The following is a 23,059-nucleotide window of genomic DNA, read 5'->3' on the forward strand; positions in this document are numbered from 1 at the left end:
TCGGCGCTGCTTCTACGTCAGGCCCCGGGAACCGGGCCTGAACCCGGCCGTTCAGGTTCGGTTAAACCGCCGGGACTACGGCGGAATCCGCTGTCAAGACATGGCCCGCACTTCATGAAGCTCCTGCTCGTCGAGGACGACGCGGCCCTCGCGGCCGAGATCCTGCGGGTCCTGCGCGCCGAGAACTGCGCCGTCGACCACGCCCGCAACGGCGAGGACGGCGCGCATCTCGGCGACACCGAGACCTACGATGCGGCGGTGCTCGATCTCGGCCTGCCGAAGCGCGACGGGATCGCGGTGCTGCAGGGCTGGCGCACGGCCGGCCGGACCCTGCCGGTGCTCATCCTCACGGCGCGGGATGCCTGGAGCGACAAGGTGACGGGCTTCAAGGCCGGGGCCGACGACTACCTGGTGAAACCGTTCCGGGTCGAGGAGCTGGTGATCCGCCTGCGCGCCCTGGTGCGCCGCGCCGCCGCCCACGGGGCGACAACCGTCGCCTGCGGCCCCGTCACCTTCGATCCTGGCCTCGGCGCCTTCGCGCGCGACGGGCTGCCGCTCAAGCTCACCGGGCTCGAATGGCGGGTCCTGTCCTGCCTGATCCTCCGCCGCGACGGCGTGGTGCCGCGGGGCGAGCTGCTGGAGCGGGTCTACGAGGGCGATGCGGAGGTCGATTCGAACTCGGTCGAGGTCATCATCACGCGGCTGCGCCGCAAGATCGCGCCGGCCCGGATCGAGACCGTGCGCGGCCACGGCTACCGGCTCACCGCCGGCGACGCCTCGTGACGGGCTCGGGTCGGACGGGCTCGGGCCAGATCGGCTCCCTGCGTCGGCGCCTGCTCGTCGGCGCCCTGGTGATGATCGTGACCGCTCTCGTGATGGCGGGCCTCGCCATCGGGCTGATCCTCGCCCACTTCGTGCGCGGCCAGGTCGATTCACGGCTCGACGCGCAGATCTTCTCCCTGGTCTCGGTGCTGGAGCCGGGCCCGTCCCTACGCCTCGCCCGCAACTTCGACGCGCCGCCCTTCGACCGGCCGGGCTCCGGCTGGTACTGGCAGGTCCGACGCGGCGCGGCTTTGCTGGGCTCGGGCTCGCTGGCAGGCGGCGGCCTCACACTGCCGCCGATCCCCGAGCCCGACGACGACCGACCACGTCCCGGCGAGGGCACGGGTCCACGAGGTGAACCGCTGATCCTGCGCATCCTCGCCCTGCCGGACGGCACCGTCGTGGCCGCGAGCGCGCCGCGGGCCGCGCTCTACGGCCCCCTGCGGGCAGCCGCCCTCGCCCTCGCCGCGAGCTTCGTGGTGCTGGGCCTCTTCCTCGCGGCCGCCAGCGTGTTGCAGGTACGCCTCGGGCTTCGTCCCCTCGACCGGCTGCGCCAGGAGCTGGAAGCCGTACGGACGGGGCAGCGCGAGCGGGTCCCCGATCCTCAGCCCGCCGAGGTCCGGCCGCTCGCCGCCGAGATCAACGCCCTCCTCGACCAGAACGCGGCCCAGCTCGCCCAGGCGCGCACCCACGTGGCGAACCTCGCCCACGGGCTGAAGACGCCGCTCGCGACCCTGAGCCTCGCCCTGTCCGAGCCCGGCCGCGATCCGGACGGCCGCCTGTCGCAGCTCGTCGCGCGCCTCGACCGCGGCGTACGCCATCATCTGCGCCGCGCCCGCAGCGCCGCCCTCACCGGGGCGACGCGGATCCGCACGGAACTCGCCGGGCCGGTGGCCGATCTCGCGTCGGCCCTGGAGCGGCTCCACGCCGAGAAGGGCGCGCGGGTGGCATGCGCGATCCCACCCGGTCTGGCGGTGGCCTGCGACCGCCAAGACCTCGACGAGATGCTGGGCAACCTGATCGACAATGCCTGCACGTGGAGCATCGGCGCGGTGCGGGTCTCGGCCGAAGGCTCGGGAAGCGATGTCGTCGTGGCGATCGAGGATGACGGTCCGGGCCTCGGGCCGGAAGCGCTGGCGGCCGTGGCCCAGCGCGGCCGACGCCTCGACGAGACCGTGCCGGGCCACGGCTTCGGCCTCGCCATCACGACGGAACTGGCGGAGCTCTACGGTGGGGGGCTCGACCTCGACCGGTCGGAGATGGGGGGCTTGCGGGCGCGGCTGAGGCTGCCGGCTTAACGAGGCAGGCGATCCGGGAACCTGTCGACTCGCTCGACAGTCTTCACGCCCTCTGCATCATTCCGAGGCCGCGCAGCGGAGGCCGAGATCCAGAACCGCAGGAGGCAGCGAAGGAAACGAAAACGCCTTCCGCTTTCTTCTTCGAACGTGCGTGTCCAGATCCCGGGCTCCGCTGCGCGGCCCCGGGATGACCCTGTGAAACGGGAACGAGGCGGCCCCTTCAGGACCACCCCGCTCTTCATCCCTGCATCTTCGCCATCATGGCGTCCGAGACCGCGAAGTTGACGAACACGTTCTGCACGTCGTCCTGGTCCTCGATGGTCTCGACGAGGCGGATCAGCTTCTCGGCGGTCTCGTCGTCGACGTCGACGGTGTTCTGCGCGCGCCAGACCAGGGCGGTGCGGCGGGGCTCGCCGAAGCGGGCCTCGAGGGTCTTGGAGACGTCGCCGAGCGCGCCCTGGTCGCAGGTGATCTCGTGGCCGCTCTCGTCGGACTTCACGTCGTCGGCGCCGGCCTCGATGGCGGCTTCCAGCATCGTGTCGGCATCGGCCACCTTGGCATCGAAGGCGACGAGGCCGACGCGGTCGAACATGAACGACACCGCGCCGGTCTCGGCGAGGCTGCCGCCGGACTTGGTGAAGGCCGAGCGCACGTCCGACGCGGTGCGGTTGCGGTTGTCGGTCTGCGCCTCGACGATCAGGGCGGCGCCGCCGGGGCCGTAGCCCTCGTAGCGGATCTCCTCGTAGTTCTCCGCGTCGCCGCCGGCGGCCTTCTTGATGGCGCGCTCGATGTTGTCCTTGGGCATGTTCTCGGCCCGGGCCGCCAGGATGGCGGCGCGCAGGCGCGGGTTCATCGACGGGTCCGGCGTGCCGAGCTTGGCCGCCACGGTGATCTCGCGGGCGAGCTTGGAGAAGACCTTCGAGCGGACCGCGTCGACGCGGCCCTTGCGGTGCATGATGTTCTTGAACTGCGAATGCCCGGCCATGGTGCTCCCCGGCGGATGATCGTCCTTGCGCGCGGAGAGCGCCCGGCGGGGCTCTCGACGCCGCAAGGGACGCGTGAGACAGCCGGCTTATAGGCGTCCGCCCAGGGGGAAGACAATGAGGAAGACAATCGCGCCGCGCGAGGTTTTCGCAGCGCTTCGCAGGCGCGAAAACGCGGTGGAATCAGACCCCTACGCGGCCGCGCTCAGGGCGCCGCAGCCCCGATGATCGCCCGGCGCAGGCGGCTCGAGACGAGGTCGATCAGCGCCACGGTGACCAGGATCATCAGCACCAGGAAGGCGACCTGCTGCATCTCCAGCACCCGGATCAGCTCGGTGAGGTACTGGCCGATGCCGCCGGCCCCGACGATGCCGATGATGGTGGCCGAGCGGGTGTTCGATTCGAAGAAGTACAGCACCTGGCTCGCCAGCACCGGCAGCACCGCCGGCACCAGGCCGAAGCGGACCCGGTGCAGCCGGCTGCCGCCCGACGCGGTCACGCCGTCCTGCGCCTTGCGGTCGGCGGTCTCGATCGCCTCGGAGAACAGCTTGCCGAGCGCGCCGACATCCGAGCACGCGATGGCGAGTGCGCCGGCGAAGGGACCGAGGCCGACGACGTTGATCCAGATCAGCGCCCAGATCAGCACGTCGACGGAGCGGATCACGTCGAAGCCGCGGCGCACCCCGAAGCGCACGAACGGATTCGGCACCACGTTGCGGGCGGCGAGGAACGCCACCGGGAAGGCGAGGCACGCCGCCGTGAGGGTGCCGAGGAAGGCGATCGCCAAGGTCTCGGCCAGCGCGGTCACGAACAGGCCGAGGCGCCCACCGGCGGAGGGCGGCAGCATCATGCCGGCGAACTCGCCCAGCCGATGGAGCCCGTGGAGGATGCGCAGCAGGGAGAAGTCGAGCCGGACCATCGCGAAGGCGGCGAGGCCGATGACGACGGCGAGGGTGCCGATCACCGCGGCGCGGCGGGACCACGAGGGCCGGAAGACCTGCGGGTGGCGCGTGCGCAAGCCGTCGAGGTCGGCGAGGGCGGCCTGACGCAGGGGCGAGGGTGGGCGGCGTCTCACGCGTGGGCCTCCCGGCCGAGGAGGTGGTGGCGCAGGCGCTCGGTGGCGAGGTCGATCGTCACCACGGTGAGGATGACGAGGAGCAGGATCGCGCTCACGTCCGAGTAGTAGAAATTGCGGATCGCGACCAAAAATTCCTGGCCGATGCCGCCGGCGCCGACGAAGCCCATCACCCCGGCGCCGCGCACGTTGATCTCGAAGCGCAGCAGCGCGTAGGAGGCGAAGTTCGACAGCACCTGCGGCACCACCGCGAAGCGCACGGTCTCGACGAAGCCCGCGCCCGTTCCGGTCAGTCCCTCGACCGGCTTCATGTCGATGTTCTCGACGACTTCCGAGAAGAGCTTGCCGAGCGCGCCCGCGGTGTGAATGGCGAGCGCCAGAACCCCCACCATCGGCCCGAGCCCGAAGGCGATCACGAAGATGAGGGCGAACACGACCTCCGGCACCGTGCGGCACACCTCCAGGAAGCGCCGGGCGCAGAAGCGTAAGGTGGCGGAGCGCACCAGGTTGGCCGAGGCGAGGAAGCACAGTCCGAAGGCCGCGAGGCCGCCGAACAGCGTGCCGAGATAGGCCATCAGCAAGGTCTCACCGAGGAGCGAGATCCACTTCGGCAGGCCCCAGTACCAGGCTGCGACGTCCGCCGGCAGGGTGGCGAGCGTCAGCGGCGGCAGGATCTGGGCGATGTAGGCAGTGAAGTTCTGGATGTTGTCGAGGAAGGTGAGCGGCCGCACCTCGGCCATCACCCCGGCGACGAGGTAGAGCGCCACGATCGCGACGAAGACCGCCAGCGTGCGGCGGCGGGTGGCCGCGACGGCGCCGGTGTAAGCGGCGAGCAGCGTCGTCTCGCGCTCGGGCGGCAGTCTGTCGATCTGGACGGTCACGGTCCTGGCTCCTCCCCTTCCCCTTGTGGGGAGGGGCATGGGGGTGGGGGTGGCGCAGGAGGCACCGCTGCGTCATCCGCGGCACCAACCCCCACCCCTGGCCCCTCCCCACAAGGGGGAGGGGAAGCGCCCTACTTACAAGATGTGATTCTACGACCGCTTGCGCTGCTCGTCGTTGTGGCGGAGCATCTCGATGATCGGCTGGTAGTCCTTCAGCGTCACCGGGTTGAGGCCGAGGTCCTTGCCGTCCGACAGCTTGTCGAAGGTGGCCTTGTCCTTGGTCGGCAGGTCGAGGAAGGCCTGGCGGATCCGCTGCTTCAGGTCGTCGGGCAGGCTCGAGAGCACCGTGAACGGACCCTCGGGCAGGAACTCGGACTTGAAGATCACGCGGAAGTCCGACTGCTTCATCGGCGAGCCGTCCGGCTTCTTCAGCATGCCCTTGGCGGTCATGCGGGTGACGGTGGTGTCGGTGTCGGAGTTGTAGAGGTTGGCGGCGGCGTCGGCGGTGCCCTGCACCAGCGCCAGCACGGCGTTCTCGTGGCTGCCGGCGAAGAAGGTCTTGCCGAACAGCTTCTCGGCGTCGTGGCCGGCCTTCTGCAGGAAGAAGCGCGGCGCCTGGTTGCCGGACGTCGAGTTCGGGTCGACGAAGGCGATGCTCTTGCCCTTCAGGTCCTCGATCGTCCGGTACGGGCTGTCGGCCCGGACGTAGATCACCGAGTAGTAGCCCGACGCGCCGGTCTCGTGCTTCTGGTTGACCATCGGCTCGGTCTTCACGCCGGTCATCACCGCGCGGGCGAAGGAGGCCGGGCCGTAGAAGGCGAGCTGGATGTTGCCGGCGCGCTGGCCCTCGATCACCGCGGCGTAGTCGTTAGCGACCCGCAGCTTCACCGGCACGCCGATCTCCTTCGAGAGGTAGGCGGTCAGCGGGGTGTAGCGGTCGACGGTGCCGGAGGCGTTCTCGGCCGGGATCACCCCGAGGGTCAGCTCGGGGTACTTCGCCTTCCAGTCCTGGGCGAGAGCGGGGCCGGCGGCGAGCGCGAGGGCGACGGCGCCCACGAGGGTGCGACGGTTCAACATCGGTCAGGTCCTTCCTGGAATGTGAAAGTCTAAGCGCTCAGCGCCTCGGCGTGGCGGACCGGCCTCGGTGCCGGGACGAATTCGGGCGTGGGCTCGGGTTCGCCCCGGTCCATCACCTCGCCGGCCTCGAGCCCGTAGAGGGTGCGGGCGACGTCCTCGGTGAGATCGAAGCCGCTTCCGTCGAACACCACCCGGCCGGCCGAGAGGCCGACCAGCCGGTCGCAATAGGCGCGGGCGAGGTCGAGGGAGTGCAGGTTGCACAAAACGGTGATGCCGTAGCGCTTGTTGGCGTCGGCGAGCGCATCCATCACCAGGCGGGTGTTGCGCGGATCGAGGGAGGCCACCGGCTCGTCGGCCAGGATGATCTCCGGCTCCTGCACCAGGGCGCGGGCGATGGCGACCCGCTGCTGCTGGCCGCCCGAGAGCTGGTCGGCCCGGCTGGCGGCGAACGCTCCCATGTCGAAATTCTCGAGCGCCGCGAGGGCCAGCGCCTTGTCCTCCTCGCTCCACAGCTTGAGGAGCGAGCGGTGCACCGGCATCGGATTGAGCCGGCCCATCAGCACGTTCGTCATCACGTCGAGCCGGCCGACGAGGTTGAACTGCTGGAAGATCATCGCGCAGCGGGCGCGCCAAGCCCGCAGGGGCCGGCCGCGCAGGGCCGTCACGTCGGTGCCGTCGTAGAGGATGCGCCCGCTCGTCGGGTCGGCGAGGCGGTTGAGCATTCGCAGCAGGGTCGACTTGCCGGCGCCCGAGCGCCCGATCACGCCGACGAAGCTGCCGCGCTCGATGGAGAGGCTGACGCCGTCCACGGCACGGCGCGCACCGTATTGGCGCGTAAGGTTCTCGACAACCAGCATCCGTTCGCCCAATTTCGCTGTTCGGGCGAACGTAAACGCCGGTTCAACGACAACCGGATGACAGTCCGTCAGTGCTTAGCCGGCATACTTGTCAAGGAAGGCGCCGATCGGAAGCTGGCGAAAGTCCGGGAGCGCGTCGCGCAACCGGTCGTGGTCCCAGTCCCACCAGGCGAGGGCGAGCAAGCGCGCGGCGGTCGCCTCGTCGAAGCGGCGGCGCACCGGCCGGGCCGGATTGCCGACCACGATGGTGTAGGGCGCGACGTCCCGGGTGACGATGGCGCCCGCCCCGACGACCGCACCGGTGCCGATGCTGCGCCCCGGCAGCACCACGGCCGCGTGGCCGATCCAGACATCGTGGCCGATGGCGACCGGGCTCGCGCGGCGGCGGTCGAAGAATGCGGGCTCGTTCGCCTCCTCCGGCCAGTACGAGGCGGCGCGATAGGTGAAGTGACTCTGCGAGGCCCGCTCCATCGGGTGATTGCCCGGGTTGATCCGCACCATCGCGGCGATCGAGCAGAACTTGCCGATGGTGGTATAGATCACCTCGCCGTCGTTGCCGATGTAGGAGTAATCGTCGAGCACCGTCTCGGCGAGCTGCGTGCGCGGGCCGATCTCGGTGTAGCGGCCGAGCCGGCACTCCCTGACGCTGGCGGTCGGGTCGATGACGGGTTCGAGCCCGAGCTGTCCGGCCATGCGATCAACCTCCGAACGGGATGCGCTGCACCACCTGGAACTGCGCGGCGCCGTCCTGACGCAGGACCGACAGGGCGTCGAGGGTGAGGGGCGCGCCCGCGCCGTAGGCCGCAGCGAGGCGCTCGCGCCAGGGCGCGCGCGCGGTCTCCGGCAGGGCGTCGGTCAGGGTCATGTGGAAGCGGAACTCCTCGAAGACGTGCGGGTAGCCCCATCGTGCGAGGAGCGCACGGCCGCGAGGGCTCAGGCGCTCCGGCTTTCGACGCGCGGTCTCGGCCTCCGTCAGTGGCGCGCGGAACGGCTCGAAGGCGGCGACGCATTCGGCCGCGAACAGGCCGAGCTCCGGGGGGGCCGACTCGGGAATCAGGGCCGTGAAGGCGCCAAGGGTCGCGACGCGCAAGGGGCCGACCGGTACCGGCGGGTGGTCCGCCGCAAGGGTGGCCGCCGCCTCCAGAAGTCCGGCTTCGGTCGCACCGGAGTGCAGGCGCATCGGCGCCTTCAGGGTGGCGTGGAAGCCGTAGCGGCGGGGGGAATCGGTCACGCCCGCGAGGTCGGCCATCCCGCCGAGGCGGGGGATCTCGGCGCCGGTGTGGTTGTCGTAGCCGAGCACGGCGTTGCCGAAGCGGGCGAGATTCGAGCCGGGCTTCGGCGTGAAGTAGAGGGCGTAGCGGGGGGTGCCGGTCACGCGGTTCTCCTTGTTCCGCGTGATTCAGCACGGGGGCGTGACTGAACAGTGACGGTGGGAGGAAGACGCGACGACGGCCGAGCATGACCCCCCCTCTGCGGGGGAGGGAGAAACCCGTGCTCGACTGGTTCCTACGCCGGCGCCATCTCCCGCACCGGCCGCCGCCACCGCGCCGGCCCGTCGCGGTGGACCGAGGTGCCGGCGGCGTCGACCGCCACCGTCACCGGCATGTCCTCGACGACGAATTCGTGGATCGCCTCCATGCCGAGATCGGCGAAGGCCAGGACCCGCGCCGACCTGATCGCCTTCGAGACGAGGTAGGCCGCCCCGCCGACCGCGATCAGGTAAGCCGCGCCGTGGCGCGCGATGGTCTCGACGGCAGCGGGACCGCGCTCGGCCTTGCCGACCATGACGAGGAGCCCGGTCCGCGACAGGATCGGCTCCAGGAACTTGTCCATCCGGGTCGCGGTGGTGGGGCCGGCGGGGCCGACCGCCTCGTCGCCCACCGCGTCGACCGGGCCGACATAGTAGATCGCCCGGTCGCGCAGATCGACCGGCAGGGGCTCGCCGGCCTCCAGCATCCGGGTCAGACGCAGATGCGCCGCGTCGCGGCCGGTGAGCAGGCGGCCGGAGAGCAGCAGGGTCTCGCCGGCCCGCCAGGTCGCCACCTCCTCGCGGGTCAGCCGGTCGAGATCGACCCGCCGCCCGGCCGCGGTGGCGACGCTGATGTCCTGCGGCCAGAGATCGAGGGAGGGCGGGGTGAAGACGGCCGGGCCGCTGCCGTCGAGGGTGAAGTGGGCGTGCCGGTCGGCGGCGCATTGCGGGATCAGGCCGACCGGGAGCGAGGCGGCGTGGACCGGGAAGGTCTTCAGCTTCACGTCGAGCACGGTGGTGAGCCCGCCGAGCCCCTGCGCGCCGATGCCGAGGGCGTTGACCCGCTCGAAGATCTCCAGGCGCAGCTCCTCCTCCTTCGAGGACGGACCGCGGGCGCGGATCTGCGGCAGGTCGATGGGATCGAGGAGCGAGAGCTTGGCCAGCGTCATCGCCTTCTCGGGCGAGCCGCCGACGCCGATGCCGAGCATGCCGGGCGGGCACCATCCGGCGCCGAGCGTCTCGACGGTGCGCACCACCCAGTCGGCCACCGAATCGCTCGGGTTGAGGGCGGCGAACTTCGCCTTGTTCTCCGAGCCGCCGCCCTTGGCGGCGACGTGGACCTCGATCGTGTCACCCGCCACCATCTCGACATGGAGCATGGCCGGCGCGTTGTCGCCGGTGTTGCGGCGCCCGAACAGCGGCTCGGAGACTACGGAGGCGCGCAGCGGGTTGCGCTCCTCGCGCCAGGCCCGGCGCACGCCCTCGTCGACGATCTCCTGCAGCGAGCGGTTCGACACGATGCGGGCGCCGAGCCCGACCTTCATGAAGATCTGCGCCGTGCCGGTATCCTGGCAGATCGGCCGCCGGCCGAAGGCGGCCATGCGGGAATTGACCAGGATCTGCGCCATCGCGTCCCGCGCCGCCGGGCTCTCCTCGCGCCGCCAGGCGTCGGCGAGGTTCTGGATGTAGTCCGCCGGGTGGTAGTACGAGATGAACTGCAGGGCGTCGGCGATGGAGGCGACCAAGTCTTCTTCGCGAATGGTGGCCATGGTGGTCCTCCCCGGGCTTTTTATCGAATCGCGGGATCCCCTCTCCCGTGTGGGAGAGGGGAGTGTGCTCATCCTGCAGATGTCAGGGAAGGCTTACGCTGCCGCAAACTCCCGCCGGATCGCCTCGCCGTGCTCGCCGATGCCCGGCACCCGGCCGAGCACGGGGGCCTGGCCGTTGCGCAGGGCCGGCGGCGCGACGATCGAGGCCGGGCCGGCATGGGTCTCGACGGTCACTCGCCGCAGGGCCGGATGCGAGACGAGGTCGGCCAGCCCGTTGACGAAGCCGTAGGCCGTGCCGGCCGTGCGCAGCCGATCCGCCGCCTCGTCGCGGCTCAACCCCGCGAAGACCCGCGCCACCACGGCATCGACCTCGGGCCGGTTCGCCACCCGGGCGTTGTTGCTCTCGAAACCGGCGCGCGAGGGCAGGTCGGGCTGGCGCAGGAACCCGGCGCAGAACCGGGCCCATTCGCGCTCGTTCTGGATCGAGATCAGCACCAGGGCGCCGTCCCGGGTCGGGAAGGCGCCGTAGGGGCAGATCGACGGATGGGCGAGGCCGACCCGCTGCGGCGCCCGGCCGGTGCCCTCGAAGTAGAGAAGCGGCACGTTCATCCAGTCGGCCATGCCGTCGAACAGGCTGACTTCGAGCCGCGCGCCCTCGCCGGTGATGCCCCGGGCGATCAGGGCCTCCAGCACCGCCGCATGGGCCGCCATGCCGCAGGCGATGTCGCAGACCGACACCCCGACCCGGCCTGGACCCGCCGGGTGGCCGGTGATCTCGGCGAGGCCGCTCTCGGCCTGGACCAGGAGATCGTAGGCTTTCATGTCCGAGTAGGAATGGCCGGAGCCGTAGCCGGTGACGTCCACGGTGATGAGCCGCTTGTAGCGCGCCCGCAGTTCCTCCGAGCCGAACCCGGCGCGGGCGGCGGCCCCCGGCGCGAGGTTCTGGATGAACACGTCGGCCTTCGCGAGGACGGCGTGCAGGAGTTTCGCATCGCCTGGGTCCTTGATGTCGGCGACCAGGCTCTCCTTGCCGCGGTTGAGCCAGACGAAGTAGCTCGCCAGACCGTTCACCGAGGCATCGTAGCCGCGGGCGAAATCGCCCTCCGGCCGCTCGATCTTGATGACGCGGGCGCCCGCGTCGGCCAGGCGCGAGGAGCAGTAGGGTGCCGCCACCGCCTGCTCGAGCGCCACCACGGTCAGGCCGCTGAGCGGCCTGACCCCACTCCCCGCCGCCATGGTCTCAGACCCCGTGCTTGATCGCGATCATCTTCATGGCGCCGAAGCCGTAGAGCGCCTCGAAGCCCTTCTCGCGGCCGTGGCCCGAGCCCTTCACGCCGCCGAAGGGCAGCTCGACGCCGCCGCCGGCGCCGTAATTGTTGACGAAGACCTGACCCGACTTGATGCCCTTCGACAGGCGCAGGGCCTTGCCGAGGTCCGAGGTCCAGATGCCGGCGGCCAGCCCGTACTCGGTGCCGTTCGCCACCTTCAGCGCCTCGGCCTCGTCGCGCACCCGGATCGCCACCAGGACGGGCCCGAAGATCTCCTCCTGGGCCAGGCGATGGTCCGGCGGCACGTCGCCGATCAGGGTCGGGCGGACGTAGTAGCCGTCGCCCGGGACGTTGGTGCCGAGCTCGCCCTCGGCCAGGATGGTCAGGCCGTCGCGGCGGGCGAGGTCGATGTAGCTCTGCACCCGCTCGCACTGCTTGGCGTTGACGACGGGACCGAGGTCGAGGTCCTGCTCGCCCGAGCCGACGCGCAGGTCCTTGAAGCGCCGGGCGAGATCGGCGGTGAAGCTGTCGTAGATCGCGTCCTCGATCACCACCCGCGAGCCCGCCGAGCAGGTCTGGCCGGCATTCTGGGTGATCGCCTTGACGATGACGGTGCCGGCCTCCGACAGATCGGCATCGGCGAAGACGACCTGGGGCGACTTGCCGCCGAGCTCCAGCGTCACCGGAATCGTGTTCTTGGCCGCCGCCGCCTGGATCAGCACGCCGACCTCGCGCGAGCCGGTGAAGCTGATGTGGTGGATGCCCTTGTGCGAGGCGAGCGCGGCGCCCGCCTCCTCGCCGAGGCCCGTCACCACGTTGAGGCTGCCGGCCGGGAAGCCGGCCTCGGCGGCGAGCTTGGCCAGATGCAGCGCCGAGAGCGAGGTGTCCTCGGCGGGCTTGAGCACCACGGCGTTGCCCATGGCGAGGGCCGGGGCGACCGAGCGGCCGGTCATCTGCAGCGGGTAGTTCCACGGCACGATCACGCCGACGACGCCGTGCGGCTCGTAGACGGTCATCACCGTGAAGCCGTTCTGGAACGGGATCGTGTCGCCGTGCACCTTGTCGGCGGCGCCGCCATAATACTCGAAGTAGCGGGCGCAGACCTGGGCGTCGTTGCGGGCGAGCGTCAGCGGCTTGCCGACATCCTCGCTCTCCATCTGCGCCAGGATCTCGGCGTCGCGGCGGATCAGCTCGGCGAGCTTCAGCATCAGCCGGCCACGGGATGCGGCGTCGAGGCGACCCCACTCGCCGTCCATGGCGGCGTGGCCGGCCTTGACGGCGGCATCGATCTCGGCCGCGCCGCCACGGGCGATGCGGGCCATCTCCTGGCCGTGCGACGGGTTGATGACCGGCAGGGTTGCCTCGCTGCCGGTCCAGGCGCCGCCGATGAAATGCTGGTGGGCGTTCATGCTTCAACCTCCCATTGCGGCCGGCCGCCCCTGACGGCGGCGGGTCAGCTCTTGGGCGCGGTGTTACCGCGCCGGGAGGTCGTAATCCAATATGATCGACGGGTGCACGCGATAGAATCGCGATATGGCGCCGGCCGTCGCCATCGGCTGGGCCGATCAGAGCATGCCGGGGAGCGCCGCCTTCGCACGTCCGAGGCCGCGGTGAGCCGCCGGGTCGGGAACGGTGCGCGGCGCGCGCCGTTCCCGCCTCGACCGCCGTCCGTGTTACCGGCTGGAGCCGCTATTGGCGCTGCCCTGCGGCACCGCCCGCTCCGGCTGGCCGGCGTTGCCGCCGGCGGCCGAGTTGCCGGTGATGGTCGAGGCGCCGGTCGAGCCGGGCGCCACCACGCCGCCGGCAGTGCCGCCGGTGTTGTTCTGCATCGGCGCGACGGTGCCGGTGGTGGCCGGTGCCGTGCCCATGGTGCCGGGCGCGGTGGACGGTGCCGCGGTCTGGGCCGACGCCGCGCCGGCGACGAGAAGGCCGGCGGCGAGTCCTGCGAGAATCGAACGCATGCTGCTCTCCTGTCGGATCCCGAGTTCGCTAGATCCTGGACCCGACAACGCGCGCGATGTGATCCGGTTCGTCTGTCTTCAACTTTGATGCGCGATGACGCGGCGCAGCATCGCGCAGCATTCCTCCAGATCGGCGCGCCCGATCGACTCGTCGGGCCGGTGCGCCTCGGCGATGTGGCCGGGGCCGCAGATGATCGACGGGATGCCGGCGGCCTGGAACAGCCCGGCCTCGGTGCCGTAGCTCACCGCCCCCAGGGCCGGCCGGCCGGACCAGGCCTCGGCGAGGTCGCGCAGGGGGGCATCGTCGGGCAGGTCGAGGGCCGGGTAGAGCGACAGCACCTCGCTCTCGACCGCGACCGCGCGCCCGGCGGCCCGGAGCGGCGCCACGAGGTCGCTGACGCCGGCCTGGAGCGCGTCGTGGATCGTCATCGGGTCGGTGCCCGGCACCGCGCGGGCCTCCCATTCGACCCGGCAGGCATCCGGCACGACGTTGACCCCGGTGCCACCGGCGATGATTCCGACCTGCAGCGTCGAGGCGGCCGGCTCGAACTGCGAGTGGAACGGCCCCTGACGGGCGTAGCCCTCGTGCAGGCTCCGCACCAGCCCGACGATGTCGGCGGCGAGATGCACGGCGTTGTCGGCGAGGTCCGGCCGCGAGGAGTGGCCGGCCCGGCCGCGCACCGTGAGGCGGCCCGCCACCTTGCCCTTGTGGCGCAGGACCGGCCGCATCTCCGAGGGCTCGCCGACGAGGCAGGCCACGGGGGCTGAGCAGAGTTCGGGCAACCGGGCGATCATGTGGCGGACGCCGACGCAGCCGACCTCCTCGTCGTAGGACAGGGCGAGGTGGATCGGCCGGCTGAGCGGCGCCCGCACCATCTCGGGCACCAGGGCGAGCAGGCAGGCGACGAAGCCCTTCATGTCGACGGCGCCGCGCCCGACCAGGCGGTCCCCGATCTGTCGCAGGGTGAACGGATCGCCGCTCCAGCCCTCGCCGGCCGGCACCACGTCGAGATGACCCGACAGGACGATTCCGGGTACGTCGCGCGGGCCGATCGTGGCGAACAGGTTGGCGCGGTCGCCCTCGGGCCCCGGCAGCATTGCGGCCTCGACGCCGTGACGGGCGAGATGGTCGCGCACCAGGTCCACGATGGCGCCGTTCGGCATGCGGCAGACGGAGGGGATCGCGACGAGATCGGCGAGGAGGGCGGCGGCGTCGGTCATCAGGGCTCTCGCTGGCTTTCGCGGAACATAGCCCGGACGAACCGCCACGCCCCGGCGGAAAGCCGCTCGTCGCGGCAGAACCTGCGGCGGGAGACGCCCGGCACGGCAGGAAAACACCGCGCGACGGAACCAAGGTCCCGGGCGAGTTGCCATCCGACAAGTCCGGTCGAACGCCGACCGCACGGTCGCGCATGCCCGCCATCGATTCTGCCGCCCCGCCCCTCCAAACCCGCACCCCGCGCGGCGCCGCGGGGCCAGATCGGCGGAAAATCCCGCCAACCCCCGCGCATGGTCGGGGCCCCGCCGCCCGGAGCCTTTGACCCATGCGCGCCAATTCCCTGATCGAGCTCGACCGCGACCATCTCATCCACCCGGTGATCTCGTGGAAGGGTCACGAGGCGCGCGGCGCCACGGTGCTGCAATCGGCGGAGGGCGCGTACCTGACCGACGCCGAAGGCCACACCCTGCTCGACGGGTTCTCGGGCCTGTGGTGCGTGAATGTCGGGTACGGCCACGACTCGATCGTCGAAGCGGCAGCCGAGCAGATGCGGCGGCTGCCCTACGCCACCGGCTACTTCCACTTCTCGAGCGAGCCGGCGATCCGGCTCGCCGCCCGCCTCGCCGAATTGGCGCCCGGCGACCTCAACCACGTCTACTTCACCCTCGGCGGCTCGGACGCGGTCGATTCGGCGGTGCGGTTCATCCGCTACTACTACAACGTCACCGGCCGGCCAGCGAAGAAGCACATGATCGCCCTGGAGCGGGGCTATCACGGCTCCTCGACCATCGGCGCTGGGCTGACGGCGATTCCGGCCTTCCACGACGGCTTCGACGCGCCGACCCCGCTCCAGCACCACATCCCCTCGCCCTATCCCTACCGCAACCCGGCCGGCGACGACGACGCGGCGGTGATCGCCGCCTCGGTGGCGGCGCTGAGGGCCAAGGTCGAGGAACTCGGGGCCGACACCGTCGCGGCGTTCTTCGCCGAGCCGATCCAGGGCTCGGGCGGCGTGATCGTGCCGCCGGACGGCTGGCTGAAGGCGATGCGCGAGACTGCTCGCGACCTCGACATCCTGTTCGTCGCCGACGAGGTCATCACGGGCTTCGGCCGCACCGGCCCGCTCTTCGGCGTCGAGCATGACGGCGTGGTCCCGGACCTGATGACCACCGCCAAGGGCCTCACCGCGGGCTACAGCCCGATGGGCGCGGTGCTGCTCTCCGACCGGATCTACCGCGCCATCGCGGACAATGCCCCTGCGGATAAGCCGATCGGCCACGGCTTCACCTACTCGGCCCACCCGGTCAGCGCCGCGGTCGGCCTCGAGGTCCTGCGCCTCTACACCGAGGGCGGCCTCCTGGAGAACGGCCGCCGGGCGGGCGGGCGGTTCACCGCGGGCCTCAGGCGCCTGGCCGACCATCCCCTCGTCGGCGACGTGCGGGTGCGGGGCCTGCTCGCCGGAATCGAGCTCGTCACGAACAAGGCGGCGCGCACGAAGCCGTCAGCCGATCTCGGCATCTCCGGCCACCTCGCCCGCTTCGGCTACAAGAACGGCGTGATCTTCCGCGCCTTCGCGGACGACATCGTCGGCTTCGCGCCGCCGCTCTGCTGCACCGACGAGGACATCGACACCCTGCTCGCCCGGTTCGAGCGGACGCTGAACGACGTCCTCGACGTCGCCGACGTGCGCGCCGCGCTGGCGTGAGAAAGTTTTCGGACATGACCGAGAAGACCCGACACTACCGCATCGCGGTCATCCCCGGCGACGGCATCGGCAAGGAAGTGGTGCCGGAGGGCGTCCGCATCCTGGAAGCCGCGGCGGAGACATTCGGCTTCCGCCTCGACCTGCAGCACCACGCCTTCGGCTCCTGCGACTACTACGCCGAGCACGGCACGATGCTGCCAGCGAACTGGAAGGAGTTGCTGACACCCACCGACGCGATCTTCTTCGGCGCCGTCGGCTGGCCGGCCACGGTGCCGGACCACGTCTCGCTCTGGGGCTCGCTGCTGCAGTTCCGGCGCGAGTTCGACCAGTACGTCAATCTGCGCCCGGTGCGGCTGATGCCGGGCGTGCCCTGCCCGCTCGCCGGCCGCGAGCCCGGCGACATCGACTTCTACGTCGTGCGCGAGAACACCGAGGGCGAGTATTCCTCGGTCGGCGGCACGATGTATCCGGGCACCGAGCGGGAGATCGTGATCCAGGAGACGGTGATGAGCCGCCACGGCGTCGACCGGATCCTGAAATTCGCCTTCGATCTCGCGCAGTCGCGGCCGAAGAAGCACCTGACCTCGGCCACCAAGTCGAACGGCATCGCCATCACGATGCCGTACTGGGACCAGCGGGTCGAGGCGATGGGCGAGCGCTACCCGGAGGTACGGCGCGACAAGTACCACATCGACATCCTGACCGCCCATTTCGTGCTGAACCCCGACCGGTTCGACGTGGTGGTGGGCTCGAACCTGTTCGGCGACATCCTGTCGGATCTCGGCCCCGCCTGCACCGGCACGATCGGCATCGCGCCCTCCGCCAACATCAACCCGGAGGGGCGCTTCCCGTCGCTGTTCGAGCCCGTCCACGGCTCGGCGCCGGACATCGCGGGCCAGGGCATCGCCAACCCGGTCGGCCAGATCTGGACCGCCGCGATGATGCTGGAGCATCTCGGCGAGGTCGAGGCGGCCCACGCCATCGTGGCGGCGATCGAGACGGCGCTCCGCGACCCCGCCTCTCGCACCCGCGACCTCAAGGGCACGGCGACCACCCGCGAGGCGGCGGAGGCTGTGCTGCGGGCCTTCGCGGCGGGGTGAGGAGCGTGATGGGCCGGATGCGGAGGCGCCCGGCCCGCCCGCGATGACGCGAGACGCGACATGGCATTGTCGTGCCGAACGAGGGCGCCGCGATGAGAACCAGGAAGCCGGTCGGCCAGGGCGGGATGCGAGAGCGGGTCGAGATTCCCGTGGGCTCGGTTGCCGACGAAGCGCTCGGCTGGACCGAGCAGCATGCGCTGGATCTGGGGGAATCGGCGCTCGACGCGATGCTCCACCGGGCGGTACGGAAGGCTCTGGAGGATGCGAGCCCCGCCATTCCCGCCGGTCGGGTGTTCGAGGATTTGTGGCTCTTTCACGCGGAGCGCCTGAATGCCGCGGGTAGAGCCTAAAACCATCAGGTTTCCGCCGAATGGAGCCCGCAAAGGCAATCGGCTGAGGCACGGGAGTTTCCCTCTCCCCGCGGGCGGGGAGAGGCGACGCGCACGCCTCGTTGCTTGAATTCTGGTACCGACCCTTACCCTTCCGCCAACTCAAACCCCTCATCCACCCACCCGGTCACTCCACCGATCATCACCTTCACCGGCAGCCCGAGTTCGGCGAGGTGCAGGGCGGCCTTGTCGGCGCCGTTGCAGTGGGGACCGGCGCAGTAGACGACGAACAGGGTGCCAATGGGCCACTCGGCCATGCGCCTCGGCGTCATCTTGCCCCGCGGCAGGTTGAGGGCACCGGGGAGATGGCCCTTCGCGTAGAGGGCCGGCCCGCGCACGTCGAGGAGCGCGAAGCCGGGCTCGCCGCCGGCAAAGGCGGCGTGCACGTCGGCGCAGTCGGTCTCTCGGCCGAGGCGGCGCGCGTAATGCGCCGCGACTTTGGCGGCGGACGCGGGCGGGACGGCGGTGACGGGATTCGACATCGTGGGGTTCGACATGACGGCTTCGCTTTCCTCTCGACCGCCTTATCCTGCGCCCTCCCCCGCTAGCCCGGGACTGGGCCGCCTGCCGTTCTGCGTCGAGATCGTGCCAAACCGCTCCGCCTTCCCGAGCACCCCGTCCGGCCCCCGCGTCGCGGTGCTGGCCTATGACGGCTTGTGCACTTTCGAGTTCGGCGTCGCCTACGAGGTGTTCGGGCTGCCGCGGCCGGAGGCGGGTCCGCTCTGGTACCGCTACGCCGTCTGCGCGGCGGAGCCCGGGCCGCTCAGGGCCGGGGGCGGCCTCACGGTCGCGGTCGAGGGCGGGCTGGAGGTGCTGGCGGAGGCCGACCTCGTCGTGGTGCCGGGCTGGCGGGCGATCGACGCGCCCGTCCCGCCGGACCTCGTCCGGTCCCTGCGCAACGCCCACGCCCGCGGCGCCCGGCTGATGTCGCTGTGCTCGGGCCTCGCGGTGCTGGCCGCGACCGGGCTCCTCGACGGTCGCCGGGCCACGACCCACTGGCGCTATGCCGGGACGATCGCGGCGCGCCACCCCGCCATCGCGCTCGATCCGGACGTGCTCTACGTCGACGAGGGCCGGATCCTGACCGCCGCCGGCAGCGCCGCCGGCATCGACCTGTGCCTCCACGTCGTGCGCGGCGATTTCGGGCCGGATCTCGCCAACAGGGTCGCGCGCCGCCTCGTCGTGCCGCCGCACCGGGAGGGCGGTCAGGCGCAGTTCATCGAGGCGCCGGTCCTGCGCGAGCGCGAGGCGGCCCGCCTCGGACCGGTGATCGACGCCATGCGGGCGGGCCTGAACGAGGACCGGCCGCTCGCCGCGATGGCCCGCCTCGCCGGCATGAGTCTGCGCACGTTCCAGCGCCGCTTCATCGCCGCGACCGGCCTGCCGCCGGGCGAGTGGATCATCGCCGAGCGGCTGCGCCTCGCCCGGGAGATGCTGGAGCGGCCAGGATCCGTGTCGCTCGCCGACGTCGCCGAAGCGAGCGGCTTTCGCAATCCGGCCGGCCTCCGCCATCACTTCCGCAGCCGCCTCGGCACCAGTCCGGCGGCCTACCGGCGGAGCTTCGCCGGGCGCCGTCCCTAGCTCGCCGGCGCGGCCCGGCGCTGCCGCTGTCCGATCGCGCTCGCCAGCATGCGCGAGAGCTGCTCGGCCGAGTACGGCTTGTGCAGCAGCGGAAAGCCGTGGGAGCCCTCCTGCGCCAGCACGTGGCTGTAGCCGGAGGTGAGGATCACCGGCAGGCCGGGATGGCGCCGGCGCAAGGCCTTGCCGAGTTCGATGCCGCCCATGCCGGGCATCACCACGTCGGAGAACACCGCGTCGTAGCCGGCATCCTGCGCCAGCACGTCGAGGGCGGCCTCGGCGTTGGTGACCCAGGTGGCGACGTAGCCGAGGTCGTTGAGGATCTGCGCGGCGAAGCGGCCGACCCCGACATTGTCCTCGACGAGGAGCACCCGCTGCCCGGCCCGGGCCGGCGCCAGGCCCTCGTCCGCGGGCGCCGGCCGATCCGGATCGACGGGGGCCGGCACCTCGGGCAGGTAGAGGACGAAGGTGGAGCCCACGCCCAAGCGGCTCGTCACGTCGACGTCGCCGCCGGACTGCTTGGCGAAGCCGAACACCTGGCTCAAGCCCAAGCCCGTGCCCTTGCCGACCTCCTTGGTGGTGAAGAACGGCTCAAAGATCTTGTCGATCACCGCCGGCGTCATGCCGGTGCCGGTGTCGGTGAGCGAGATCGCCGCGAAGGGCCCGGTCGCGGCGGCGTGGCCGCGGATCTCGGGCTTCTGCGCCCCGCACGTCACGCCGAGGGTCAGCGTGCCCTCGCCCTCCATCGCGTCGCGGGCATTGACTGCCATGTTGATCAGCGCGGTCTCGAACTGACTCAGGTCGGCGCGCACGAAGCACGGCCGGTCGGGGGCCTGCGTCACCACGCGGATGCGCGCGCCCGTGACGGTGTCGAGCATGTCGGCCACGCCCTGGAGGCGGGCGACGACGTCGAACACCTCCGGCGCCAGGGTCTGGCGGCGGGCGAAGGCGAGGAGCTGGCCGGTGAGCTTGGCGGCGCGATCGACCGTGTCGGACACCGCATCGAGGTAGCGCGCCTTGCGCGCCTCCGGCAGCTCCGGCCGGCGCAGGAAATCCACCGACGAGCGGATGATGGTGAGCAGGTTGTTGAAGTCGTGCGCCACGCCCCCGGTCAGCTGGCCCACCGCCTCCATCTTCTGCGACTGCCGCAGCGCCTCCTCGGCCTGGAGCAGGCGCTGCGCCCGCTCGCGCTGCTCGGTGACGTCGCGGGCGACGCAGTACAGGTTGCCCTCGAACGGCACCGCCCGCCACGACAGGGTGCGGTAGGCCCCGCCCCGGGTGCGGAACCGGTTCTCGAACGACGTGGTCGGCTCGCCGGTGCCGAGGCGCCGGATCTCGGTCCGGGTCCGGTCCTGGTCCTCCGGGTGCTCGAGCCAAGTGGAGGTGCGCCCCACCACTTCCTCGGGCTGCCAGCCCAGGATCGCCGTCCAGGCCGGGTTGACGCTGAGCCAGACGCCATGGGCATCGGCCACGCCCAGCATGTCGCGGCTCACCTGCCAGATCCGGTCGCGCTCGGCGGTGCGGGCCGCGACCTGGCGCTCGAGGGTCTCGTTGAGGCCGCGCAAGGCCTCCTCGAGCCGCCGCCGGGCGGTGATGTCGTTGAACAGGATCGCGACGTGGCGGGCCTCCGGCGGGTCGACCCGGAAGGCGTGCACCTCGTACCAGCGCTCGCCGAGGGCCTGGGCCGGCTGGACGAAGCGCATCGGCTCGCCGGTCAGCGCCACCCGGCCGTAGAGGTCGAACCAGTGCTGCTCGTGATCAGGGGCGAGATCGCGCATCCAGCGCCCGGCCGCGTCCTCGAGGCCGGTCTGGCGCGCGAAGGCCGGGTTCACCTCGAGGAAGCGGTAATCCTCGGCCCGTCCCTCCGCGCCGAAGCGCAGGGCGATGACGCAGAAACCGGCATCGATCGCCTCGAACAGCGTGCGGTAGCGCGCCTCGCTGCGCCGCAGGGCCTCCTCGGCCTGCCGCCGGCCGGTGATGTCGATGATGAACTCGAAGCCGGTGCCGTCCTCGAGGCGGGTCGCCGCACACAGGCCCCAGAACCGCGAGCCGTCCCGCCGCAGGTACTCGCGCTCGGTCGAGTCCGAGCGGCCCCGCGCCTGGAGCTCGGCGATGACGCGCCGGGACACCGCCTGCCATTCCGGCGGCACCAGGGTGGCGGCCGTGAGAAGGCCCCGGGCCAGATCCTCGCGGCTGTAGCCGCTCATCGCCAGGAAGGTGTCGTTGGCCTCCAGCACCCGGCCGGCCATGTCGAAGACGATCGCCCCGACGGTCTCGATGTCGAGCGCGGCGCGCAGGCGTGGATCGACCAGAAGGCCGCCCTCGGCCAGGGGCCGACGCACCGCCGCAAGGGCCGCCCTCTCCAGGTCGAGTCTGGCCGCCTCGGCCGCCGCCTCAGCCTCGGCCCGCGCCTGCTGCGCCGCCGCCAGGGCGGTCCGCAACCGCTCGTTCTCCGCGACGAGGTCCGGGACGTGTCCGGGATCCGCCATTCCTCTCCCACCCGCACGGGCGCCGCGCGGTCTCGAGCGCATCCGCCTCATCCCTTCGACCCCATATAGCGGAGGCGGGCCCTCCGTCTCCACCCTCCCGCCCGCGACCATCGGCGTAGGTGGAGGCGCGCATTGCGGCGGGGTGGGGAAGGCCGCATATTTGGGTGCGGCCCCGCGACGGCGGGGCGCGGAGGCGTGCGTGACGATCCAACCAACCCGTTGCAGCAACGCGGCCCTGCGCCGGGCAACGCGCAGCGTCGGGCAACTCTACGATGACGCCTTGGCGCCGAGCGGCCTGCGCACGACGCAGTACGGCCTGCTCGGCATGATCCGCCGCCTCGGCACCCCGACCATGGGCGAGCTGGCCGACGCGATGGTGATGGATCTCTCGGGACTGGCCCACACCCTCAAGCCCCTGACCCGCGACGGCTATGTCAGCGTGGTGCCGGACCCGCAGGACCGCCGGGCGCGGCGCATCGCCCTGACGCCGTCCGGCGCCGCCAAGCTCGCGGAGGCAACGCCGCTGTGGCGGGCGGCCCAGAACCGCTTCGAGGCCGTTTTCGGGCCGGAGCGGGCGGGCCTGCTCCGCGATCTGCTTCACGAGCTGGCGCTGCCGGATTTCCGGGCGGCGTTCGGAATGCTCGATCCCCCTCCGCACGGGAGGGATCGGGCGTCTTGAGCAGACTGGCGACGGCAGGCCGACGCTTCGTCCGCTTATATTCTGGGTGTGTCGCAGATTTTGCCGCAAAACCGGCAACCAGTTTTGCGACATCTGCTTGGACCCGCTGAACGCTCGGCGCGAGCGGGCGCTCGATGGCCTTCGCGAACTGCCGTCAGGCCGCCCGCACGGTGTGGAGGAAGCGGGCCACCTCCGCCGAGAGGTGCTCGGATTGGCGCGACAGCTCCGAGGCCGAGGCCAGAACCTGGCTCGCCGCCGCCCCCGTCTCCTCCGCAGCGCCCGCCACCCCGGCGATGTTGCCGGTCACCTCATCCGTGCCGGCGGCGGCCTGGGAGACGTTGCGCACGATCTCCTGCGTCGCCGCGCCCTGCTCCTCCACTGCCGCCGCGATCGAGGTCGCCACGGTCGAGATCTCCTCGATCCGCGCGGAGATCTGCCCGATCGCACCCGCCGCCTTGCCAGTCGTGGCCTGGATCGCCGCGATCTGGCTGGTGATCTCCTCCGTCGCTCGTGCCGTCTGGCCGGCCAGTTCCTTCACTTCCGCCGCCACCACCGCGAAGCCGCGGCCGGCGGCCCCGGCCCGTGCCGCCTCGATCGTGGCGTTCAGCGCCAGCAGGTTGGTCTGGGCGGCGATCGACGAGATCAGCCCGACCACGTCGC

General features: G+C 71.4%; 22 protein-coding genes. 7 read left to right on the forward strand and 15 right to left on the reverse strand.

Going from position 1 to position 23,059, the window contains the following annotated elements:
* The first annotated feature begins 114 nt into the window (after positions 1–114).
* A complete protein-coding gene (locus tag MFF64_RS31875; RefSeq protein WP_099903383.1) occupies positions 115–783 on the forward strand; it encodes a response regulator in 669 nt (222 codons plus the stop codon).
* Entirely contained in the window at positions 780–2,120 is a 1,341-nt protein-coding gene (locus MFF64_RS31880) for a sensor histidine kinase (protein ID WP_238193350.1), read from the forward strand. Before MFF64_RS31875 ends, MFF64_RS31880 begins: the two co-directional genes overlap by 4 nt.
* 238 nt (positions 2,121–2,358) lie before the next feature.
* Here the strand turns inward: MFF64_RS31880 and MFF64_RS31885 are convergent, their stop codons facing one another.
* From MFF64_RS31885 to argE, 12 genes are all read right to left on the reverse strand, one after another.
* Positions 2,359–3,105 (reverse strand): YebC/PmpR family DNA-binding transcriptional regulator, encoded by a 747-nt coding sequence (locus MFF64_RS31885; RefSeq protein WP_099903381.1) that lies wholly within the window; start codon positions 3,103–3,105, stop codon positions 2,359–2,361.
* A 203-nt stretch (positions 3,106–3,308) separates the two neighbouring features.
* The gene (gene phnE / locus MFF64_RS31890) at positions 3,309–4,178 is read right to left on the reverse strand and encodes a phosphonate ABC transporter, permease protein PhnE (protein ID WP_238193351.1); all 870 of its coding nucleotides are present in this window, start codon (positions 4,176–4,178) and stop codon (positions 3,309–3,311) included.
* Positions 4,175–5,059, reverse strand: a complete 885-nt coding sequence (phnE, locus tag MFF64_RS31895) for a phosphonate ABC transporter, permease protein PhnE (protein WP_099904480.1) — start codon at positions 5,057–5,059, stop codon at positions 4,175–4,177. The genes phnE (MFF64_RS31890) and phnE (MFF64_RS31895) overlap by 4 nt, the downstream gene beginning before the upstream one ends.
* A gap of 150 nt (positions 5,060–5,209) precedes the next feature.
* Positions 5,210–6,136 (reverse strand): phosphonate ABC transporter substrate-binding protein, encoded by a 927-nt coding sequence (gene phnD / locus MFF64_RS31900; RefSeq protein ID WP_099904482.1) that lies wholly within the window; start codon positions 6,134–6,136, stop codon positions 5,210–5,212.
* Between the two features lie 29 nt (positions 6,137–6,165).
* A complete protein-coding gene (phnC, locus tag MFF64_RS31905; protein ID WP_099904484.1) occupies positions 6,166–6,993 on the reverse strand; it encodes a phosphonate ABC transporter ATP-binding protein in 828 nt (275 codons plus the stop codon).
* A 75-nt stretch (positions 6,994–7,068) separates the two neighbouring features.
* Positions 7,069–7,686, reverse strand: coding sequence for an LbetaH domain-containing protein (locus tag MFF64_RS31910; RefSeq protein ID WP_099904486.1), 618 nt, complete (start codon positions 7,684–7,686; stop codon positions 7,069–7,071).
* Positions 7,687–7,690: 4 nt separating this feature from the next.
* Entirely contained in the window at positions 7,691–8,368 is a 678-nt protein-coding gene (locus MFF64_RS31915; RefSeq protein WP_238193352.1) for a DUF1045 domain-containing protein, read from the reverse strand.
* Positions 8,369–8,499: 131 nt separating this feature from the next.
* Positions 8,500–10,011: a fumarate hydratase gene (locus tag MFF64_RS31920; RefSeq protein WP_099904512.1), complete on the reverse strand. Its 1,512-nt coding sequence runs from the start codon at positions 10,009–10,011 to the stop codon at positions 8,500–8,502.
* 93 nt (positions 10,012–10,104) lie between these two features.
* Positions 10,105–11,247 (reverse strand): CaiB/BaiF CoA transferase family protein, encoded by a 1,143-nt coding sequence (locus tag MFF64_RS31925; protein ID WP_099904510.1) that lies wholly within the window; start codon positions 11,245–11,247, stop codon positions 10,105–10,107.
* Between the two features lie 4 nt (positions 11,248–11,251).
* Positions 11,252–12,688, reverse strand: a complete 1,437-nt coding sequence (locus tag MFF64_RS31930; RefSeq protein WP_099904508.1) for an aldehyde dehydrogenase family protein — start codon at positions 12,686–12,688, stop codon at positions 11,252–11,254.
* Between the two features lie 264 nt (positions 12,689–12,952).
* Entirely contained in the window at positions 12,953–13,240 is a 288-nt protein-coding gene (locus MFF64_RS31935) for a hypothetical protein (RefSeq protein WP_099906480.1), read from the reverse strand.
* 78 nt (positions 13,241–13,318) lie between these two features.
* Positions 13,319–14,461: an acetylornithine deacetylase gene (gene argE / locus MFF64_RS31940; RefSeq protein WP_099906482.1), complete on the reverse strand. Its 1,143-nt coding sequence runs from the start codon at positions 14,459–14,461 to the stop codon at positions 13,319–13,321.
* 323 nt (positions 14,462–14,784) lie between these two features.
* Here argE and MFF64_RS31945 point away from each other — a divergent pair, with 323 nt between their 5' ends.
* The 3 genes from MFF64_RS31945 (at position 14,785) to MFF64_RS31955 (ending at position 17,614) form a co-directional block, all read left to right on the forward strand.
* A complete protein-coding gene (locus MFF64_RS31945) occupies positions 14,785–16,164 on the forward strand; it encodes an aminotransferase class III-fold pyridoxal phosphate-dependent enzyme (RefSeq protein ID WP_099906484.1) in 1,380 nt (459 codons plus the stop codon).
* Positions 16,165–16,178: 14 nt separating this feature from the next.
* Positions 16,179–17,264 (forward strand): tartrate dehydrogenase, encoded by a 1,086-nt coding sequence (locus MFF64_RS31950; RefSeq protein ID WP_099906486.1) that lies wholly within the window; start codon positions 16,179–16,181, stop codon positions 17,262–17,264.
* Positions 17,265–17,356: 92 nt separating this feature from the next.
* On the forward strand, positions 17,357–17,614 hold the full coding sequence (locus MFF64_RS31955) for a hypothetical protein (protein WP_099906488.1): 258 nt from the start codon (positions 17,357–17,359) through the stop codon (positions 17,612–17,614).
* Positions 17,615–17,739: 125 nt separating this feature from the next.
* Here the strand turns inward: MFF64_RS31955 and MFF64_RS31960 are convergent, their stop codons facing one another.
* On the reverse strand, positions 17,740–18,135 hold the full coding sequence (locus MFF64_RS31960) for a rhodanese-like domain-containing protein (protein ID WP_099906490.1): 396 nt from the start codon (positions 18,133–18,135) through the stop codon (positions 17,740–17,742).
* A gap of 103 nt (positions 18,136–18,238) precedes the next feature.
* On the opposite strand from MFF64_RS31960, the gene ftrA reads away from it, so the two are divergent.
* Entirely contained in the window at positions 18,239–19,234 is a 996-nt protein-coding gene (gene ftrA, locus MFF64_RS31965) for a transcriptional regulator FtrA (protein ID WP_425324403.1), read from the forward strand.
* Here ftrA and MFF64_RS31970 read toward each other — a convergent pair.
* Positions 19,231–21,720: a hybrid sensor histidine kinase/response regulator gene (locus MFF64_RS31970; protein WP_238193353.1), complete on the reverse strand. Its 2,490-nt coding sequence runs from the start codon at positions 21,718–21,720 to the stop codon at positions 19,231–19,233. The genes ftrA and MFF64_RS31970 overlap by 4 nt on opposite strands.
* A gap of 199 nt (positions 21,721–21,919) precedes the next feature.
* Here MFF64_RS31970 and MFF64_RS31975 point away from each other — a divergent pair, with 199 nt between their 5' ends.
* Positions 21,920–22,399, forward strand: coding sequence for a MarR family winged helix-turn-helix transcriptional regulator (locus MFF64_RS31975; RefSeq protein WP_238193354.1), 480 nt, complete (start codon positions 21,920–21,922; stop codon positions 22,397–22,399).
* Between the two features lie 154 nt (positions 22,400–22,553).
* Here the strand turns inward: MFF64_RS31975 and MFF64_RS31980 are convergent.
* Positions 22,554–23,059 (reverse strand): methyl-accepting chemotaxis protein (locus MFF64_RS31980; protein WP_238193355.1); only part of this gene is annotated, 506 nt, incomplete at its 5' end.

This window comes from Methylobacterium frigidaeris (assembly GCF_022179185.1).
In the GTDB taxonomy this organism is placed as follows: Bacteria; Pseudomonadota; Alphaproteobacteria; order Rhizobiales; family Beijerinckiaceae; genus Methylobacterium; species Methylobacterium frigidaeris.

Coding starts and splice junctions, on each gene's coding strand:
- MFF64_RS31885 (WP_099903381.1), bottom strand. CDS start 3,105: ATGGCCGGGCATTCGCAGTTCAAGAACATCATGCACCGCAAGGGCCGC.
- MFF64_RS31925 (WP_099904510.1), bottom strand. CDS start 11,247: ATGGCGGCGGGGAGTGGGGTCAGGCCGCTCAGCGGCCTGACCGTGGTG.
- MFF64_RS31970 (WP_238193353.1), bottom strand. CDS start 21,720: ATGGCGGATCCCGGACACGTCCCGGACCTCGTCGCGGAGAACGAGCGG.
- argE (WP_099906482.1), bottom strand. CDS start 14,461: ATGACCGACGCCGCCGCCCTCCTCGCCGATCTCGTCGCGATCCCCTCC.
- MFF64_RS31920 (WP_099904512.1), bottom strand. CDS start 10,011: ATGGCCACCATTCGCGAAGAAGACTTGGTCGCCTCCATCGCCGACGCC.
- MFF64_RS31875 (WP_099903383.1), top strand. CDS start 115: ATGAAGCTCCTGCTCGTCGAGGACGACGCGGCCCTCGCGGCCGAGATC.
- phnC (WP_099904484.1), bottom strand. CDS start 6,993: ATGCTGGTTGTCGAGAACCTTACGCGCCAATACGGTGCGCGCCGTGCC.
- MFF64_RS31955 (WP_099906488.1), top strand. CDS start 17,357: ATGAGAACCAGGAAGCCGGTCGGCCAGGGCGGGATGCGAGAGCGGGTC.
- MFF64_RS31950 (WP_099906486.1), top strand. CDS start 16,179: ATGACCGAGAAGACCCGACACTACCGCATCGCGGTCATCCCCGGCGAC.
- MFF64_RS31960 (WP_099906490.1), bottom strand. CDS start 18,135: ATGTCGAATCCCGTCACCGCCGTCCCGCCCGCGTCCGCCGCCAAAGTC.
- MFF64_RS31945 (WP_099906484.1), top strand. CDS start 14,785: ATGCGCGCCAATTCCCTGATCGAGCTCGACCGCGACCATCTCATCCAC.
- MFF64_RS31935 (WP_099906480.1), bottom strand. CDS start 13,240: ATGCGTTCGATTCTCGCAGGACTCGCCGCCGGCCTTCTCGTCGCCGGC.
- MFF64_RS31910 (WP_099904486.1), bottom strand. CDS start 7,686: ATGGCCGGACAGCTCGGGCTCGAACCCGTCATCGACCCGACCGCCAGC.
- MFF64_RS31930 (WP_099904508.1), bottom strand. CDS start 12,688: ATGAACGCCCACCAGCATTTCATCGGCGGCGCCTGGACCGGCAGCGAG.
- phnD (WP_099904482.1), bottom strand. CDS start 6,136: ATGTTGAACCGTCGCACCCTCGTGGGCGCCGTCGCCCTCGCGCTCGCC.